This is a genomic window from Nocardia sp. NPDC004711 (genome assembly GCF_053601595.1).
Genome location: NZ_JBSGCB010000010.1, coordinates 11,856 through 29,014, shown reverse-complemented (window position 1 = coordinate 29,014; position 17,159 = coordinate 11,856). Strand labels below are relative to the sequence as shown.

The 17,159-nt window shown below is 70.3% G+C and carries 16 protein-coding genes; 9 read left to right on the top strand and 7 right to left on the bottom strand.

From position 1 onward, the window contains the following. The first annotated feature begins 40 nt into the window (after positions 1-40). Positions 41-2,572: a primosomal protein N' gene (locus ACWEKS_RS11705; protein ID WP_452340019.1), complete on the top strand. Its 2,532-nt coding sequence runs from the start codon at positions 41-43 to the stop codon at positions 2,570-2,572. A 6-nt stretch (positions 2,573-2,578) separates the two neighbouring features. Here ACWEKS_RS11705 and ACWEKS_RS11700 read toward each other — a convergent pair whose 3' ends face one another. Genes ACWEKS_RS11700 through ACWEKS_RS11690 form a run of 3 tightly spaced genes read right to left on the bottom strand, consistent with a single transcriptional unit; the run spans position 2,579 to position 4,343 of the window. Then, a complete protein-coding gene (locus tag ACWEKS_RS11700) occupies positions 2,579-3,016 on the bottom strand; it encodes a MarR family winged helix-turn-helix transcriptional regulator (RefSeq protein ID WP_452340018.1) in 438 nt (145 codons plus the stop codon). 10 nt (positions 3,017-3,026) lie between these two features. Then, positions 3,027-3,452 carry a hypothetical protein gene (locus ACWEKS_RS11695; RefSeq protein WP_452340017.1) on the bottom strand — a complete coding sequence of 142 codons (426 nt, stop codon included), beginning with the start codon at positions 3,450-3,452 and terminating at the stop codon, positions 3,027-3,029. A gap of 45 nt (positions 3,453-3,497) precedes the next feature. Continuing rightward, on the bottom strand, positions 3,498-4,343 hold the full coding sequence (locus ACWEKS_RS11690; RefSeq protein ID WP_452340016.1) for an SDR family oxidoreductase: 846 nt from the start codon (positions 4,341-4,343) through the stop codon (positions 3,498-3,500). Positions 4,344-4,420: 77 nt separating this feature from the next. On the opposite strand from ACWEKS_RS11690, the gene ACWEKS_RS11685 reads away from it, so the two are divergent. Continuing rightward, entirely contained in the window at positions 4,421-5,014 is a 594-nt protein-coding gene (locus ACWEKS_RS11685) for a TetR/AcrR family transcriptional regulator (protein WP_452340015.1), read from the top strand. Positions 5,015-5,181: 167 nt separating this feature from the next. On the opposite strand, the gene ACWEKS_RS11680 is transcribed toward ACWEKS_RS11685, so the two are convergent. Next, positions 5,182-5,979 (bottom strand): ABC transporter ATP-binding protein, encoded by a 798-nt coding sequence (locus ACWEKS_RS11680; protein ID WP_452340014.1) that lies wholly within the window; start codon positions 5,977-5,979, stop codon positions 5,182-5,184. Between the two features lie 238 nt (positions 5,980-6,217). Here ACWEKS_RS11680 and ACWEKS_RS11675 point away from each other — a divergent pair, with 238 nt between their 5' ends. The 6 genes from ACWEKS_RS11675 (at position 6,218) to ACWEKS_RS11650 (ending at position 12,406) form a co-directional block, all read left to right on the top strand. Continuing rightward, entirely contained in the window at positions 6,218-6,907 is a 690-nt protein-coding gene (locus tag ACWEKS_RS11675) for an HAD family hydrolase (protein ID WP_452340013.1), read from the top strand. Positions 6,908-7,101: 194 nt separating this feature from the next. Further along, complete coding sequence (locus ACWEKS_RS11670) at positions 7,102-7,698, top strand: PadR family transcriptional regulator (RefSeq protein ID WP_364613099.1); 597 nt, start codon at positions 7,102-7,104, stop codon at positions 7,696-7,698. Between the two features lie 93 nt (positions 7,699-7,791). Beyond that, entirely contained in the window at positions 7,792-8,811 is a 1,020-nt protein-coding gene (locus ACWEKS_RS11665; RefSeq protein ID WP_379468822.1) for an esterase/lipase family protein, read from the top strand. Positions 8,812-8,875: 64 nt separating this feature from the next. Then, positions 8,876-9,448 (top strand): peptide deformylase, encoded by a 573-nt coding sequence (gene def / locus ACWEKS_RS11660; RefSeq protein WP_379440082.1) that lies wholly within the window; start codon positions 8,876-8,878, stop codon positions 9,446-9,448. A gap of 1 nt (position 9,449) precedes the next feature. Continuing rightward, complete coding sequence (gene fmt / locus ACWEKS_RS11655; protein ID WP_452340012.1) at positions 9,450-10,373, top strand: methionyl-tRNA formyltransferase; 924 nt, start codon at positions 9,450-9,452, stop codon at positions 10,371-10,373. 713 nt (positions 10,374-11,086) lie between these two features. After that, on the top strand, positions 11,087-12,406 hold the full coding sequence (locus ACWEKS_RS11650; protein ID WP_452340173.1) for an RsmB/NOP family class I SAM-dependent RNA methyltransferase: 1,320 nt from the start codon (positions 11,087-11,089) through the stop codon (positions 12,404-12,406). A gap of 472 nt (positions 12,407-12,878) precedes the next feature. On the opposite strand, the gene ACWEKS_RS11645 is transcribed toward ACWEKS_RS11650, so the two are convergent. The 3 genes from ACWEKS_RS11645 to ACWEKS_RS11635 form a co-directional block, all read right to left on the bottom strand. Then, a complete protein-coding gene (locus tag ACWEKS_RS11645) occupies positions 12,879-14,933 on the bottom strand; it encodes an NAD(+) synthase (protein ID WP_452340011.1) in 2,055 nt (684 codons plus the stop codon). A gap of 91 nt (positions 14,934-15,024) precedes the next feature. Beyond that, complete coding sequence (locus ACWEKS_RS11640; RefSeq protein WP_452340010.1) at positions 15,025-15,921, bottom strand: RNA polymerase sigma factor SigF; 897 nt, start codon at positions 15,919-15,921, stop codon at positions 15,025-15,027. A gap of 17 nt (positions 15,922-15,938) precedes the next feature. Beyond that, positions 15,939-16,361, bottom strand: coding sequence for an anti-sigma factor (locus tag ACWEKS_RS11635; RefSeq protein ID WP_354837446.1), 423 nt, complete (start codon positions 16,359-16,361; stop codon positions 15,939-15,941). A gap of 127 nt (positions 16,362-16,488) precedes the next feature. Between ACWEKS_RS11635 and rpe the strand changes: the two genes are divergently transcribed. Further along, entirely contained in the window at positions 16,489-17,154 is a 666-nt protein-coding gene (gene rpe, locus ACWEKS_RS11630; RefSeq protein ID WP_452340172.1) for a ribulose-phosphate 3-epimerase, read from the top strand. The last annotated feature ends 5 nt before the right edge of the window (positions 17,155-17,159 follow it).

Here is a 17,159-nt window from a genome sequence, read left to right as displayed (position 1 = left end):
GAACCCCTCCGAGTCCGACGCTCCCGCCAAGCGCAGGGGGGTGGAGCGCGTTGGCGAGTTCCGCCCGATCGCGCGGGTCCTGCCCCTGCTCGAACCCGCCCACCTGGACCGGGATTTCGACTACCTGGTCCCGCCCGAGATGGACGAACTCGCCCAGCCCGGCGTCCGGGTCCGCGTCCGCTTCTCCGGCCGCCTCGTCGACGGCTACCTCCTCGAACGCCGCGAAAAGTCCGATCACACCGGCAAACTTGTCCGCCTCGAACGCGTTGTGTCCGGCGAGCGCGTCCTCACCCCGGAGATCCTCGCACTCGTCACGGCCGTGGCCGCCCGATACGCGGGCACCCGCGCCGACGTCCTCCGCCTCGCCATCCCGCCCCGCCACGCCAAGGTCGAATCGGAGGGCGTGGAAAAGCCCGAAAAGCCCGAAAAGTCCAAACGCACTGCGAAGAAGAGCCCACCGTCCACTGATCCTGTTGTGGCGGCCGATGACTCGGCCCAGCCGGAAGTCATGCAGATTCACACCAACGCAGCGCACCCGAGTGACGCGACGATCTCCGTCGTGTCCGGAATCGCTGAAGACGTTGCCGCACACCCCGTCCCGCAAGGTGCCGAGTCGACGGGTGAGTCGGCGCTCGCGGAAGGCGGAAGCGACATCGGGGACGCCGCGCACGGCGAGGGTACGGACACTGCCCGGGTTCAGGGCAGCGATGTATCCGCCACCGATGAGGTGACTCTTGTCGCCGACAGGGATTCGGTGGCGATGCCTGTGGCCGTCGATGCGGGCGCGGTCGTCGCCGAAAGCTCGACGGGAACCGTTGCTGCGCAGCCTGATCTGGTTGTGCACGGAGCCGGCGACCACTCGACGGCTTCAGCGGCCGCGGTGCCGGCGGGCGAGTCGGGGCAACAGCCGGTGACTGCTGCTTCGCCGACGTCGGCCGCTGAGTTCCCCGCGTGGGGGCGGTATGTCCACGGGCATTCGTTCCTGGGCGCGCTGGCGGCAGGGCGCGGGCCGCGGGCGGGGTGGCAGGCATTGCCGGGGGAGGACTGGGCGCGGCGGCTGGCGGAGCTGGCGGCGGTGACCGTGCGTGGCGGGCGCAGTGCGGTGATCATGGTGCCGGATCAGCGGGATCTGGATCGGGTGCTGGGGGAATGTGTTGCGCTGGTGGGGGAGTCGGCGGTGGGGTTGGCGGCGGGGTTGGGGCCCTCGGCGCGGTATCGGCGGTGGCTGTGGGTGTTGCGGGGAAAGGCGCGGGTTGTCGTGGGGACGCGGAGTGCCGTGTTCTCGCCGGTGAAAGACCTTGGGCTGATCGCCATCTGGGATGACGGGGACGACACCTTCGCCGAACCGCGGTCGCCGTATCCGCATGCGCGGGAAGTGGCCATGTTGCGGGCGCACGAGACCGGGGCGGCGTTCGTGGCGGGCGGGTTCTCGCGGACGGCCGAGGTGCAGGCGATCGTCGAATCCGGCTGGGCGCACGATCTGCTCGCGGATCGGGCCGTGGTGCGGCAGGCCATGCCGCGCATCACCGCGCCCGGCGACACCGACGCGGCATTGGAGCGGGACCCGATCGCGCAGGCCATCCGCATTCCGGCCGTGGCGTTCACCGAGGCGCGCAAGGCGATCAAAGCCGGTGGGCCGGTGCTGGTTCAGGTGCCGCGGCGCGGATACATCCCGGCGCTCGCCTGCGCCAAGTGCCGGACCCCGGCACGCTGCCGCCATTGCAACGGTCCACTGGCGCTGCCGGACAGCGCGCCCGCGTCACGTGGCGCGCTGCGCAGCGGGCGGGAAGGGGTGGCCGAGGCACAGAGCCCGGCCTGCCGCTGGTGCGGGATCACCGAGGCGGCCTTCCGCTGCGGAGCCTGCGGATCGCGGGCGCTGCGGGCCGTCGTCATCGGTGCGTCGCGCACGGCCGAAGAACTGGGACGCGCGTTTCCCGGTGTGCCCGTACGAGGTTCGGGCGGGTCGTCGATCCTGAACACCGTGCCGGAAGGCCCGCAGGTCGTGGTGTCCACCATCGGCGCGGAACCCCGGGTGACCGGCGGTTACGCCGTCGCCATGCTGCTCGACGGCTGGGCCCTGCTCGGCCGCGCCGATCTCCGCGCCGCCGAAGATGCCCTGCGCCGCTGGATGTCGGCCGCGGCGCTGGTGCGCCCCGGCGGCCGGGTCATCGTCATGGCGGACGCCGGGATCCCGACCGTGCAGGCGCTGGTGCGCTGGGACCCGGTGTGGCACGCCGGTTTCGAGCTCGAGCAGCGCACCGAGGTGCGCTTCCCGCCCGCGGTCCGCTTCGCCGCCATCGACGGCACACCGGACTCCATCGCCGAATTGCTCGGCGAGGCACAGCTCCCCGACGGTGTGGAGATCCTGGGCCCGGTGCCGCTGCCGCCGGGTGCGCGAAAGCCGTTCTCCTCCGGAGACTCTCCCGCCGAGGTCGAACGCATGATCCTGCGCGCCGACCGCGCCACCGGCGCCGCTCTCTCCCGGGCCCTCACCGCCGCTCAGGCCGTCCGCAGCACCCATCGCTCCGACGCGCCCCTGCGCGTCCAGATCGACCCCATCGACATCGGCTGAACCTGGTCAGGGGCCACTGATTTCGTCGCGGGGGAGGGCGGCGAGGGTGATGAGGGCATTGAGGAAGCCGCGGCGATCGGCGGCGGGGAGCTTGCCCAGCAGGTGATCCTCGTGGGCCTGGATCCCGGCCTGCGCCGCATCACGCAGGCGACGGCCCTCGGGCGTGAGGGCGAGCAGCCGGGCGCGGCGGTCGGCCGGATCGGGGTGGCGTTCGATGAGGCCGCGCTCCTGCAGGTCGTCGAGCACCGCGATGATGCGCGTCTTGTCCGCCCCGATCTCCTGCGCCAGCACGCCCTGACCCCGCGCCGGCCCCTCGTCCAGATGCAGCAGCACGACGTACGCCCACATGGTGAGTCCGTGTGCGGCGAGCACCGGTTGCTCCGCCGCCATGAGGGCGCGGCCCAGGGGGACGATCATCGCTGCCAGGTCCGGACGGTCTGTCATGCGGACAAGATTAGGCGGCGCGCCGGTGCGGCCTTTCGATCGTGTCGCCGGCGCGGGTCAGAATCGCGTCGGCGTCGAACTTTTCGGCCTGCCAGGAGTCGACGCCGATGCCGACCCGGCCGCGCCAGGCTCGCACGATCGCGGTGTGCACCGGCCACCGCACGAACCGGCGCATATCCCGCTCCGACTCCCACACCGAGATCGAGCCGCCGCGGAACTCGGTCGGCCTGCCCCACAGCCACAGGCCGATCGCACCCTGCATGACCGGCCACGTTTTCCCCAATTCCAGCCCGGTCGTATAGATCTCGCGCGACTCCGTCTCCGAACTCGCGAGGAAATCGGTGACGCTGACGAAGACCGGGCCCGAGAGCTGGTGATTCGGGCCGGGATTCCACGGCATCAGCACGGTCCCGTCCGAGAACGATTTAGTATGCATACGCTTACGATAAGCGATGGCGTACTAAATGTTCAATGGCGAGATTCACCGGAAGGCCGGAGCCACGCGGGCCGCCCATTCGGCGTATCCGGTTGCCCGCCGGCCCAGCACCCGCTCGACATCGCCGCTGACCAGCTGCTCCTCGGGCGTCGGCTCGCCGAGGATGGTGAGCGTGTGGTCCGCGACCGATTCCGGCATGAACCGCAGCATGTTCACCCGGGCCTGCTCGTGGGTGAGCTCCGCGAACCGCAGCGGCTCGCCCAGTGCGGCCGCCAGCGCCCGTGCCTGCTGGCGCGGGGTGACGAGCTCGGGGCCGGTCACCGTGTAGACCTGCCGGTCATGGCCGTCCTCCCGCAGCGCCGCCGCGGCCATGGCCGCGATATCGGCCGGATCCACCTGCGGCAGGCCGACATCCCCGAACGGCGCGGGAATCATCCGCTCGGCCCGCACCGGCTCGATCCAGGCGAAGGTATTGCTGAAGAACCCGCCCGGCCGCAGCACCGTCCACTCCAGATCCGAAGCGGCCAGCGCCTGCTCGAATTCCAGCGTGCGGGCGTAGCCGTCGCTGCCCGGCCGCGTCACCGCGCCCTGCGAGGACAGGAACACCACTCGCCGGACACCCGACGCCGCAACGGTTTCCAGCACCTCGGCGGCCGCCGGTCCCGTCACCAGCTGCGGGCCCGTGATGAGCAGGAACAACGCCCGCGCACCCGCCACCGCCTCGGCGAGGCTGTCCAGCTCCCCGATATCGGCGCGGCGGTGCTCGGCGCCCTCGGGCAGATCCACCGGCTTCTCGCCGCGTGACACCGCGACCACCTTCTCGCCGGCCTCCGCGAGCTCCCGCACGAGAGCGCTGCCGACATTTCCGGTCGCACCGGTTACCACGATCATCTGTCCACTCCTGAGTTAGTTGGCTGACTAACTCGAACCTTAGGGCATGTGACCGGGCATTGTCTATAGTTAGTTGTATGACTAACTCAGCGCCGCGAGCGGCGACCCCGAAGGCCGGGAAGCGGGAGCGGCTCGCGGACGCGGCGGCCAAGGTCTTCCACGAACAGGGCGTCGAGAAGACGACCATCGCCGATATCGCGCGCGCCGCCGAGGTGCCGGTGGGCAATGTCTACTATTACTTCAAGACAAAAGACCAGCTGGTCCAGGCCGCGATCGGCGCCCACGCCCGTACCGCCCAGGAGATCATCGCGGCCCTGGAGCTCTTCGATGCCCCCGCCGAACGACTGAAGGCCCTGGTCCGCGGCTGGGTCGACCAGCGCGACCTCGCCGCCCAATTCGGTTGCCCCTCCGGCTCTCTCGCCACCGAACTCGACAAACGCGCCGACGGCCTGGACCGTGAACTGGCCGCCGTCATGCGCGGCCTCTTGGACTGGATCGACACCCAGTTCGCCGCCATGGGCCGCACCGACTCCCATGAACTGGCCGTCGCCCTCCTGGCCGCCTACCAGGGAATCTCCCTGCTCACCAACACCTTCCGCGACCCCGCGATGATGGAAGCCGAAGGCGCACGCCTGGAACGCTGGATCGACTCCCTCGTCCCCGCAACCTGAGTGCCCCCATCTCGCCGCGAGGCGGATAGGCCCATTCGGGCAGGTGAGCGGCTCGGGTCAGCTGGTCGAGTGCAATCTCGTGAAGCCCGGCGCGCACGCCGGATGTGGATGCGTGAGTGTGGTGCCGGTCGTGCGGTTCGGGGCCCGGGCGGTGCGGTGAGTTCGGGTCAGTTCAGTTGGGGCTGAGCGGGTCTCACGGACCAGCGGCCCTCGTCGCGGAGGATGCGGACCGGGTGGTCGAAGCAGGCGCTGATGTGGGCGGTGGTGATCACCTCGCTGACCGGGCCCGCGGCGACCGTGCGGCCGTTGCGCAGGAGCATGGCGTGGGTGGTGCCCGGCGGGAGTTCTTCCAGATGGTGGGTGACCAGGACCGAGGCGAGGCCGGGGTGGGCGCGCTGGAGCAGGTCGAGGCGTTCCAGGAGTTGTTCGCGCCCGGCCAGATCCAGGCCGGTGGCGGGTTCGTCGAGCAGGAGCAGGCGCGGGTTGGGCATGAGGGCGCGGGCGATCAGGGCGCGGCCGCGCTGGCCCTGGGACAGGATCTGCCAGTCGGCGTCACGGCGGTGGGACAGGCCGAGCAGGTCGATCAGGCGGTCGGCCTCGGCGAGCTGGGCGGGCGTGGCGTGCCAGCGGGGGATGAGCCCGGCGGTGTTGGTCGCGCCGGTGATCACCACGTCGCGGACCGTGAGCGGGCCGCTCGGAGTGTGGCGCGGATCGACATGGCCGATACCGGCCCGCAGCGCGCGCATGTCCACCCGGCCCAGCCGCTCCCCGAGCACCTCCACGCTGCCCCGGGTCGGATGCTCGAACGCGCCGAGCATGCGCAGCAAGGTGGTCTTGCCCGCGCCGTTGGGACCCAGTAGCGCCCAGTGCTCACCGGCGCGCACCGTGAGCGAAACCCCTTGCAGGATGGGGTTTCCGCCGCGCACCACCGTCACGTCGCTCACGTTCAGCACCGGATCCGTCATGGGTCCACCGTAGCAAATTCCTCAGACAAGTTGAGGAGTGGTGGTTCGGCTCACGGGCTGGCGGGGCAATCCGCGAGCGGGCTGACCGGTCGCCGCGGTGTCGCGGGTGACCCGGTGTGGTTGCGCGGTGACCACATGAACATCTGCTGTGGCGCGCGGGCTGGATACGATGAGTCTGCTTCTGTAAGTACGGGATTCGGCGACCTTCTCGGCGGGGTCACCTGTGTAGGGTGGCGGGATGGCGATCGACGCGGTGCTGTTCGACTTCTCCGGTACGGTTTTCCGGTTCGAGGAGTCCGCGTTCCACGACGCACAGCTCACCGACGCCGCCGGTCGCCTGCTCGATACCCACGAGATCGCCGAGATCATGCGTCGGCTCACCGCGCCCGTGGGGCAGATCGTGCGGTTCGACGCCGAGGGTCAATACGCCTGGGAGAACCGGGATCTCGATCCGGCGCTGCATCGCCGCGCCTATCTGGAGGTGCTCGAGCAGACCGGTGTTCCGCTCGCGCAGGCTCTGCAGGTCTACGAGCTGCTGCTCGATCCGGACGGCTGGACGCCTTATCCGGATACCGGCGAGGTGCTGCGCGCGCTGCACGAGAGCGGCGTGCGGGTGGGCATCGTCAGCAATATCGCGTTCGACATCCGCCCGGCCTTCGCCGATCGCGGCTGGGATCGATATATCGGCGATTACGCGCTGTCCTTCGAAGTCGGTGCGATCAAACCCGACGCGCGCATCTTCAAATCGGCCCTCGACAACCTCGGCGCGACCCCTGCGAACACCCTCATGGTCGGTGACAGCGCCGAGGCCGACGGTGGCGCGGCCGCTATCGGCTGCGCATTCGCCCTGGTCGACCCGCTACCGACGGTGGATCGTCCGTCCGGGCTGTGGGAGGCCGTACGCGCCCATGGTCTCTTGACCGCCTAAGTCCAAACCGGACGGTTTGTGTCTCGGCTCACCCTTGTTGTGGATAGATTGTCGATATATCGTCGATAGCAACAAACACAACGACGAGCCTTGAAGGAGGCACGACCATGGAACACATGGACAACATCGAACGGGGCCGCGGCCCCTGGCGGCGACTGCGCGCCGAAGAGCAGCAGGGCCCCGAACACCCGCGGATGCGTCGCGGCGGCCCGCGTGGCCCGCGCGGCGACTTCGGCCCGCACCGCCACGGCCACGGTCGTGGTTTCGGCCCGGACTTCGGTCCCGGCTTCGGACCCGGTCCGCACTTCGGCCGCGGTCGCGGCCGGGGCGGGCGCGGCCGGCGCGGCGATGTCCGCGCGGCCATCCTCCTGCTGCTGCAGGAGCGGCCCATGCACGGCTACGAGCTGATCCAGCAGATTCGCGAACGCAGCCAGGATGTCTGGCGTCCCAGCCCGGGCTCCATCTACCCCGCGCTCGCGCAGCTCGAGGACGAGGGACTGGTGCTGATCGAGAAGGTGTCGGGTCGAAAGACGGCCAAGCTCACCGAATCCGGTGTCGAGTACGTCGAGGCCAACCGCGCCGAGCTGGGCGATCCCTGGCAGGACGTCAAGGACGGCGTCGGCGATCAGGCCCTGGACCTGCGCGGACTGGTCGGCCAGCTGATGGGCGCGGTCGCCCAGGTGGCCGCGGTCGGCACGCAGGAGCAGGCGGCCAAGGCGGCGGAGGTGCTCACCGAGGCGCGCCGCTCGCTCTACCGGATCCTCGCCGAGGACGACACACCCGAAAAGTAATGGCCTCGAAACCCCGCTTCTCGCTGGAACATTCGGGCTGATTCCGACGAAGATCGTGACATGGGACAAAAGCGCCCCATGCGATCTTGTGACATGGGACAACAGAGGAGCCGGACCCGCGCACTGCGCCGCGTGGCACCGGTGGGGGTGATGGCGCTGGCGGCCGCCGTGATCGGTACGGCCGCCACACCGACGGGGACGTACGCACAGGCCGAACCGGCCGTGACTCCGGTACTTCAGGTACCGGCGCAACAGGGGCCGCCGCAGACCGAACATCTGGCGGCGGCCCGCTATCTCAAGGAGCATCCGGACGCGGCGCCCCAGGGCGCCAACGACTTCGGCTGCAAACCGACCGCGGAGCATCCGCGCCCGGTGGTGCTCGCACACGGCACCGATTCCTCGGCCTACTCCGACTGGTCGGGCATCAGCCCATTGCTGGCCCAGGCCGGGATCTGCGTATTCGCCCTCAACTACGGCGGCAAACCCGGCAAGGACACCTACGGCACCGAGGACGTGTGGGCCAGCTCCGCGCAGATCGGCACCTTCGTCGATCAGGTGCTCGCCGCGACCGGGGCCACCCAGGTGGATCTGGTCGGATTCTCGCAGGGCGCCAGCGTGACCCGGTACTGGATCAACAAGCTCGGCGGCGCGCCGAAGGTCGGCCAGTGGATCGGCCTGGCCTCGCCGAGCTACGGCGGGATCATGTACGGGCTGGTGCCGATCGCCGACGCGGTGCCGGGCATCTACAAGCTCGTGGAGATGGGGTCGTCCACCGCCGCCATTCAACAGGCGGCCGGATCGCCGTTCATCAAGGACCTGAACGCGGGCGGCGACACGGTGCCCGGTGTGAAATACACGACGATCGGCAGCCGCGTCGATGAAATGATCCAGCCCAACACCAACATCGCGCTGCATGGCGCGGGCGCCACCAATATCGTGCTGCAGGAGCAGTGCGCGGAGGACCTGACCGGGCATTTCCACCTGGTGTACGACCCGTTCGTGCAGCGGCTGGTGGTCAATCTGCTCGATCCCGCGCACCCCGTGACACCGGCCTGCGTGCCGGTCGCACTGGGCACCGGCATCAGCGATGTCGTGTTGGCGGCGCATTCCTGATCAGGGTGGTCACGGGCGTCCGTAAAATGAGACGACCGTATTCGTTCGCTATCGGGAGCTGCCCGTGACCATCCAGCCTGTCCGCCTGTTCGGCGATCCGATCCTGCGCGCCCGCGCGGCGGAGGTCGAGACGTTCGACCGGGAGGTGCGCCAGCTGGTGACCGACCTCATCGACACCATGTACGAGAGCGGGGGCGTCGGCATGGCGGCCCCGCAGATCGGGGTCGGGCTACGGGTATTCGTCTACGACACCGGCGACGCGCAGGGGCATCTGATCAACCCGGTCTTCGAGGTGATCGGCGACGAGACCCAGACCGGACCGGAGGGCTGCCTGTCGATTCCGGGCGTGCGCTTCGACGTGACGCGCCCGCTGACCGTGCTGGCCCGCGGTGTCGACATGGACGGCAAGCCCGTCGAATTCCGGGCCGAGGGGCTGCTGGCGCGCTGCGTGCAGCACGAGACCGACCACCTCGACGGGGTGCTGTTCCTGCAGCGCCTGGAGTCGGCCTCGCGCAAGGAGGCCATGCGTACCATCCGGGAATCCGGTTGGTTCACACAGGGAGTCACGGTGCTGCCGGCGTCCGAGATCGGTGGCGGGCGTCGCGCGGCGGCCGGTGACCGGGAACGGAGTCGCTGATATGCGTCTGGTCTTCGCAGGAACCCCCGAACCGGCGGTGCCGTCGCTGCGGCGGCTCATCGAATCTTCCAGGCACGAGGTGGTCGGGGTGGTGACCCGGCCGGACGCGGTGGCCGGACGCGGCCGCAAGATCACCCGCTCGCCCATCGGGCGGCTGGCCGACGAGCACGGGATTCCCGTGTTCACGCCCAAGCGGCCGTCGGAGCCCGAATTCATCGAGCAGCTCACGGCTTTGGCGCCCGACTGCTGCCCGGTGGTGGCCTACGGCGCGCTGCTGCCCGAGCCGGTGCTCGACATCCCCCGGCACGGCTGGATCAACCTGCACTTCTCGCTGCTGCCCGCCTGGCGCGGCGCGGCACCGGTGCAGGCCGCCATCCTCGCCGGTGACGAGTACACCGGCGCGTCGACCTTCCGCATCGAGAAGGGCCTCGACACCGGTCCGGTCTTCGGCACCATGACCGAGCGCATCGCCGTCGCCGACACCGCGGGCTCGCTGCTGGAGCGGCTCGCCGACAGCGGTTCGGTCCTGCTGGAATCCACCCTCGACGCCGTGGAAGACGGCACCGTGCACGCGATTCCGCAGCCTCTGGACGGTATCTCCTACGCCCCCAAGGTGGATCCCGAGGCCGGCCGCATCCGCTGGAGCCAGCCCGCCCTCGCCATCGACCGCCGGATTCGCGCGGTCACCCCCGCCCCCGGCGCCTGGACCGAAATCGACAGCAAACGCCTCAAACTCGGTCCCGTCGAAATGGTGGAGGAGACGCTCCCGGTCGGCACCATCGACATCCGCAAGACCGGCGTCTACCTCGGCACCGCCAGCACCGCGGTCCGCCTCACCCAGGTCCAGCCCCAGGGCAAACGCATGATGCCCGCCCTGGACTGGGCCCGCGGCGCCCGCCTCGAGCCCGGCACGGTGGTCGAGTGACCCGCCCGGACGGAGAAGGCCGCGACCGCGATTCGCGCACCGGCGGTCGCCCGCAGTCCGGCGACGGCGACCAGCGCCGCGGCTTCCGCCGCTCCGCATCCACCGGGGATTCGGGCACCTCGCGGGCGAGTGACCGATCCCAGGGTGATCAGCGCCGCACGCCGGGATACCGAACCGACGACACCCGCGGCGCGAACTCGCGGGGCGGCCCGCAGTCCGGCGCGGGTGACCAGCGTCGCGGCTTCCGCCGCTCCGCCGAGGCGGCAGGCGATTCGGGTGCGGCACGATCCTCCGGATCGCGCGGGACCGACGGCGGGGACCAGCGGCGCGCAGGCTTCGGCAAGGGCGAACGCTCTGCGGGAGACCGCAATTCGGGCTCGAACCGGTCGGATCGTGGGCCTCGCGACGGCGATGGGCGGAGTCCCGGACGTGACCGCACCGGGTCCGCGGGCGGACGCTCCGTCAGCGGCAATCGTGGCGGGGACGCCGCCGGCGGTCGCGAGGGCCGCGGTCCCAAGCAGGGTGATCAGGCTGACCGCGGTGAGTCGCTCGGCGGCGACCGCGCGGGCGGCCGGAGTGGCTCGTTCGATCGCGAAAGGACTGCGGGGCGCGGGGGCCGGGGGCCGAAGCGGACCGCGGCGGACGCGAAGGCCGGCATGAGCAGTGCCGCGGCCCGCCGGGCCGAGCGGGCCGGGGCCGATCCGGTGCGGGTGGTGGCGCGGGATGTGCTGCGGGCCGTGCGGGAGCGGGACGCCTACGCGAATCTGGTGCTGCCCGGACTGTTGCGGGAGCGGCATATCAGCGGGCGTGATGCGGCGCTGGCCACCGAGTTGACCTATGGGGCCTCACGCTCGCAGGGGCTGCTGGACGCGGTGATCGCGGACTGCGCGGGGCGAGATGTCGAGGAGATCGACGGACCGCTCCTGGATGCGTTGCGGCTGGGGACCTATCAGCTGCTGCGCACCCGGATCGGCGCGCACGCGGCGGTCGACACCTCCGTCGCGCTGGTGCGAGCTGAGTACGGGCAGGGGCGGGCCGGGTTCGTGAACGCGGTGCTGCGGCGGGTGGCCGAACGCACTCCCGAGGAGTGGGTGGAACGGCTCGCGCCGCGGGACTCGCTGGGGCACTTGGCATTCGAGTACGCGCATCCGGTCTGGATCGCGCAGGCCTTCGCGGACGCCCTGGGTGCGCGGGCCGGCGAGCTGGCCGACGTGCTGGCCGCCGACGACGCACGGCCCGCCGTGCACCTGGTGGCCCGCCCCGGCGATATCACCGCCGAGGAACTGGCCCTGGTCACCGGCGGCGAGGAAGGCCGCTGGTCGCCGTACGCGGTGTACCTCGAGGGCGGTGATCCGGCCAAGCTGGAGCCGGTCCGCGAGGGCATGGCCGCCGTCCAGGACGAGGGCAGCCAGCTGGTCGCCCTGGCTGTCACCCGCGCGCCCCTCGAGGGCCCCGACACCGGCCGCTGGCTCGACCTGTGTGCCGGGCCCGGCGGGAAAACCGCGCTGCTGGCCGCGATCGCGGATATCGACGGCTTCCGCGTCGATGCCGTCGAACCCGCCGAGCACCGCGCCGACCTGGTCCGCAAGGCGACCCGCGGCATGCCCGTGGACGTCCATGTCGCCGACGGCCGCGACAGCGGCCTGACACCGGGCTTCGACCGCATCCTCGTCGACGCCCCCTGCACCGGCCTGGGCGCCCTGCGCCGCCGCCCGGAGGCCCGCTGGCGCCGCCAGCCCTCCGACGTCCGCGACCTGGTCACCCTGCAGCGCGAACTCCTCACCGCCGCATGGGATCTCGTTCGCCCCGGCGGTGTCGTGATCTACTCGACCTGCTCCCCGCACCTCCCGGAAACGGTCTCCGTGGTGGCCGATATGGTCCGCCGCACCGGCGCGGAACAGCTCGACACCCGCGAGCTGCTCCCGGGCGTCCCGGAACTCGGCGACGGCCCCGGCGCCCAGCTGTGGCCCCACCGCCACGGCACCGACGCCATGTTCCTGGCCGCCCTGCGCAAACCGCTTCAGCCGCAATAGGGTCCGACCCGCCCCAGCGTCCGGCCCGGCCCGCCCGTGCACCGAGGCCGAACGCTGGGTGAGCCGATCCGTGCGCCGCAGATCCATCGGCGGTCGCGTGAGTCTGTGACCCGCAGATCCACCGGCGGTCGTGTGGGTGCGTGCCGTGGACCTACCGACAGTCGTGCAGTTCTGTGCGCCGCAGATCCATCGGCGGTCGCGTGAGTCTGTGCCCGCAGAACCACCGGCGGTCGTGTGGGTGTGTGCCGCGGACCTACCGACAGTCGCGTAGTTCTGTGTGCCGGAGATCCATGGGCGGTCGTGTGAGTCTGTGACTCGCAGATCCATCGGCGGTCGTGTGGGTGCGTGCCGTGGACCTACTGACGGTCGCGTAGTTCTGTGTGCCGCAGACTCACCGGCGGTTGCGCGAACGTGGAGGTCGCCGCAATCGTGGTTCGGTGCGCGTTGGGTCGTCGCGGATTCGCGGCGGTTGTCAGTCGGGGACGTTGCGATGGAGTTCGTCGAGCCAGGCGGCGGCCGAGGCATCACTCGGCGCGCGCCAATCACCGCGTGGGGACAGCGATCCGCCCGAGCCGACCTTGGGGGCATTCGGGAGGGTGGAGCGTTTGAACTGGCTGGTCTGGATGAAACGGCGCAGGAATTCGGCCAGCCAGTGTTTGACGGCGGGCAGGTCGTATTCGTGGCGCTGGTCGGCGGGGACGAGGTCGGGCCAGCCGCCGCGGGTGCGGTCGGACCAGACATGGTGGGACAGGTAGGCGATGCGGCTCGGCAGGTCGCCGAAGCGGAGCAGGTGGTAGAGGTGGAAGTCCTGGAGTTCGTAGGGGCCGACGGTGGCCTCGGAGCTCTGCGGCGGAGCGTCGCCGTCGGCAGGAATGAGTTCGGGGGAGATCTCGGTGGCGAGAATGGAGGCCAGGACCTCACCCGCCTCGGGCCCCAGCTCGCCGGTGTCGATCGTCCAGGCCACCAGGTATTTGATCAATGTCTTGGGGACCGAGGCGTTCACGCTGTAGTGGGCCATGTGGTCGCCGACACCGAAGGTGCACCAGCCCAGCGCGAGTTCGCTGAGGTCGCCGGTGCCGACGACCAGGGCGTTGTGCAGATTGGCGAGCCGGAACAGGTGTGAGGTGCGCTCGCCCGCCTGGACGTTCTCGTAGGTGACGTCGTACTGCGGAACCCCTTCGGCGGCAGGGTGCTTCAGGTCTCGCAGCATCTGCGTGGCCGATGGCCGGATGTCGATCTCGTGTGCCGTCGCTCCGACCGCCCGCATCAGCCGCCGCGCGTCCTCGAGGGTGCGGGTGCTGGTGGCGAAGCCGGGCATGGTGTACGCCAGGACATTCGAGCGCGGCAGTCCCAGCCGGTCCATGGTCTGGGCGGCCACGATGAGCGCCACCGTGGAGTCCAGGCCGCCGGACACCCCGATCACCACGCGCTGTGATCCGGTGGCGGTCAGCCGGGTGCTCAGTCCCTCCACCTGGATGCGATGCACCTCGGCGCAGCGCTCGTTGCGGCGGGCCGGATCGGCGGGAACGTAGGGGAAGCGCGGGATCTCGCGCCGCAGCGCGACGGTCCCGGCGGGCACGGGCAGCTCGACGTCGATCCGCCGGAACCGTTGCAATCGCTCCCGATGATCGTGCACGGTGTCGGCGAAGCTGGTGGTGCGCAGCCGGTCCGCGGCCAGCCGCCGCAGATCGATATCGGCGGTGACCACCTGCGGGTGTCCGGCGAACCGTTCGCCCTCCGCCAGCACATTGCCGTTCTCGCACACCAGTGCCTGTCCGTCCCAGGCCATGTCGGTGGTCGACTCGCCGTGCCCGGCAGCCGAATACAGGTACGCGGCGAGATACCGCGCCGAATGTGAGGCGCACAGTTCGCGCCGGTAGTCGGCCTTGCCGATGACGATATTGCTGGCCGACAGATTCACCAGCACACTGGCCCCCGCCAGCGCGGCGAAACCGCTGGGCGGCAACGGTACCCAGCCGTCCTCGCAGATCTCGAGATGGAACACGAAATCCGGCAGGTTGCTCGCGGCGAACAGCAGATCGGCCCCGAACGGCACCCGCTGCCCGGCGATCACCACCTGGTCGTCGAGGGCCTCCCGCGCGGCCGCGAACTGACGCTTCTCGTAGAACTCCCGATAGTTGGGCAGGTAGCTCTTGGGTGCGGCGCCCAGCACCCGGCCCCGGTGAATCACGATGCCGCAGTTGAACAGCCGGCCCTGCGCCCGCACCGGCGCGCCCACCACCAGCACCGTCTCGATGGCGGTGCTCTCCTCGACCACGCGCTCGAGCGCCAGGCCGGCCGCGGCGTCCAGCGCGTCCTGATGGAACAGGTCGTCGGCGGTGTAGCTGGACAGCCCGAGCTCGGGGAAGATCGTCAGCGCCGCGTGCTCGGCCGCGGCGCGCCGGGCCAGCAGCAGGGTCTGTTCGGCGTTGAAGCCCGGATCGGCGACCCGCACCGGTGGCACGGCCACCGCGACCCGCGCGAACCCGTGCCGATACAGCGAATCGAACGGCAGTTGCTGTGACAACACCGACCCCTTTGCATCCGGCCGAGGCGATCATGACTCGACCGCAATCTACCCATGCCGGGCGCGCGCCGGGGCCCCGGCCACGCCGGAGTCACTCGCGGGCGGATTGTTCCCGCAGGCGGGCAAGGGTTTTCGAGAGGATCCGGGAGACGTGCATCTGCGAGATGCCCATCTGCTGGGCGATCTGGGTCTGGGTCATGGATTCGAAGAAACGCATGGTGAGGATGCGCCGTTCGCGTTCCGGGAGCCCCGCCAGCAGGGGCCGGATGGCCACGTATTCCTCGACGCGGTCGAACTGGGATTCTTCCTCGCCGAGGGTGTCGAGGAGCGAGGCCTCGGTGTCGCGGCCGACGGAGACGGCGTCGATGCTGCTGGGCTGGTAGGCGTTTCCGGCGATGACCGCCTGGGTGACCTCGTCGGCGTCGATCTCGAGGGCGGCCGCGATCTCCTTGGCGGTGGGGGAGCGGCCCAGCTGCTGGGAGAGGGCGTCGATGGCGGAGCCGATGCGCAGGTGGGTTTCCTTGACGCGGCGCGGCACTCGCATGGCCCAGGTGTTGTCGCGGAAGTAGCGGCGGACCTCGCCCATGATGGTGGGCACCGCGAAGGACAGGAAGTTGGAGCCGCGCGAGATGTCGAAGCGGTCCACCGCGTGCACCAGCCCCACCCGCGCGACCTGGGTGAGGTCGTCGAAAGGCTCACCGCGGCCGCTGAATTTGCGGGCGATGTGGTCGGCGAGCGGAATGCAGCGGTTGATCAGTTCGGTGCGCAGTGCGGCGCGCCGCCCGGATTCCGGTGCGGCGGCGGCCAGTTCCTCGAACAGCGTGGTGACGTCGTCGTAGCCGGAGACGCTGCGCGCGACCTCCTCGACCTCCTCGACCTCCTCGGCGTCGACCGTCTCCTCGGCGGTGTCCTCGGTCTCGGTCTCGTCCGGTTCCCGGTCGTCGCGCGGTTCCTCGGGTCCCGGCGCGTCGGCGGATGCTGTGAACACGTGGTCTCCGTCGGTCACTACGCCTTCCCCCGGACCCGCCGGAACTCCACCGCCGTCGGGTATCCGGAGATCGCCGGATCGAAGGGTTCCTGGGTGGCGGTGACCTCGTCGGAGAGCGTCCGCAGCACGTGCCAGCCGAAGCTGCGCTGGTCCGGTAGCCCCTCGGCCCCGGCGATGCCGCTCACCCGCACGATCAGATCCGAGTCGCCGACGGTGAACACGCACTGCAGCGTGGTGCCCGGCGCGGCGACGGCGATCAGCGTGGAGGCCGCCTCGTCGACGGCGAGCCGGATATCGGCCACTTCGTCCAGGGTGAAATCGCTGAGCAGCACCAGTGTTTCGGCGAGTCCGCGCACGATGGGCAACTGGGAGACGGACGCGGCGACACCGATCTCGACCGGTGTACCCCGCAACCCTTGTTCCGCCGAAATGTTGATCACTCTGTAGAGGCTACCCATTCCGGTGCGCGGCAATCAGCCATTCCCGTTGACGTGGGGGCTTTGGGGGGCTGCCGATAGACTGCGGCCCGTGTGCACCTCTTCCTCCCCCTTCCAGCGGCCCGCTCCGATGATCGCCCCGTCCATCCTGTCCGCCGACTTCGCGAATCTCGCGGCCGAACTGCAAGCGATCGAGGGCGCCGACTGGGTGCACGTCGATGTGATGGACAACCACTTCGTCCCGAATCTGACGCTGGGGCTGCCGGTGGTGGAAAGCCTGTTGAAGGTGACCGACATTCCGATGGACTGCCACCTCATGATCGAGAACCCGGAGCGCTGGGCCCCGGGCTACGCCGAGGCCGGTGCCTACAACGTCACTTTTCACGCCGAGGCCACCGACAACCCGATCGCGGTGGCGCGTGACATCCGCGCGGCGGGCGCCAAGGCCGGGCTCTCGGTCAAGCCGAACACCCCGATCGAGCCCTACCTCGAGGTCCTGCGCGAATTCGACACCCTGCTGGTCATGAGCGTCGAACCCGGTTTCGGCGGACAGTCTTTCATCGCGCACGTGCTCGACAAGGCCCGGCAGGTGCGCCGCCTGGTCGACGCCGGTGAGCTGCGCCTGGTCGTGGAGATCGACGGCGGCATCAATATGGACACCATCGAGCAGGCCGCCGAGGCCGGCATCGACTGCTTCGTGGCGGGCTCCGCGGTGTACGGCACCCCGGACCCGGCCGCGACCGTGGAAATCTTGCGGCAGAAGGTGATCGCGGTCGAGGCGGCGTCCGCGCAGTAGCGCGG

Coding starts and splice junctions, on each gene's coding strand:
- ACWEKS_RS11700 (WP_452340018.1), bottom strand. CDS start 3,016: ATGACAGACCGTCCGGACCTGGCAGCGATGATCGTCCCCCTGGGCCGC.
- ACWEKS_RS11695 (WP_452340017.1), bottom strand. CDS start 3,452: ATGCATACTAAATCGTTCTCGGACGGGACCGTGCTGATGCCGTGGAAT.
- ACWEKS_RS11690 (WP_452340016.1), bottom strand. CDS start 4,343: ATGATCGTGGTAACCGGTGCGACCGGAAATGTCGGCAGCGCTCTCGTG.
- ACWEKS_RS11685 (WP_452340015.1), top strand. CDS start 4,421: ATGACTAACTCAGCGCCGCGAGCGGCGACCCCGAAGGCCGGGAAGCGG.
- ACWEKS_RS11680 (WP_452340014.1), bottom strand. CDS start 5,979: ATGACGGATCCGGTGCTGAACGTGAGCGACGTGACGGTGGTGCGCGGC.
- ACWEKS_RS11675 (WP_452340013.1), top strand. CDS start 6,218: ATGGCGATCGACGCGGTGCTGTTCGACTTCTCCGGTACGGTTTTCCGG.
- ACWEKS_RS11670 (WP_364613099.1), top strand. CDS start 7,102: ATGCGTCGCGGCGGCCCGCGTGGCCCGCGCGGCGACTTCGGCCCGCAC.
- ACWEKS_RS11665 (WP_379468822.1), top strand. CDS start 7,792: ATGGGACAACAGAGGAGCCGGACCCGCGCACTGCGCCGCGTGGCACCG.
- fmt (WP_452340012.1), top strand. CDS start 9,450: ATGCGTCTGGTCTTCGCAGGAACCCCCGAACCGGCGGTGCCGTCGCTG.
- rpe (WP_452340172.1), top strand. CDS start 16,489: ATGATCGCCCCGTCCATCCTGTCCGCCGACTTCGCGAATCTCGCGGCC.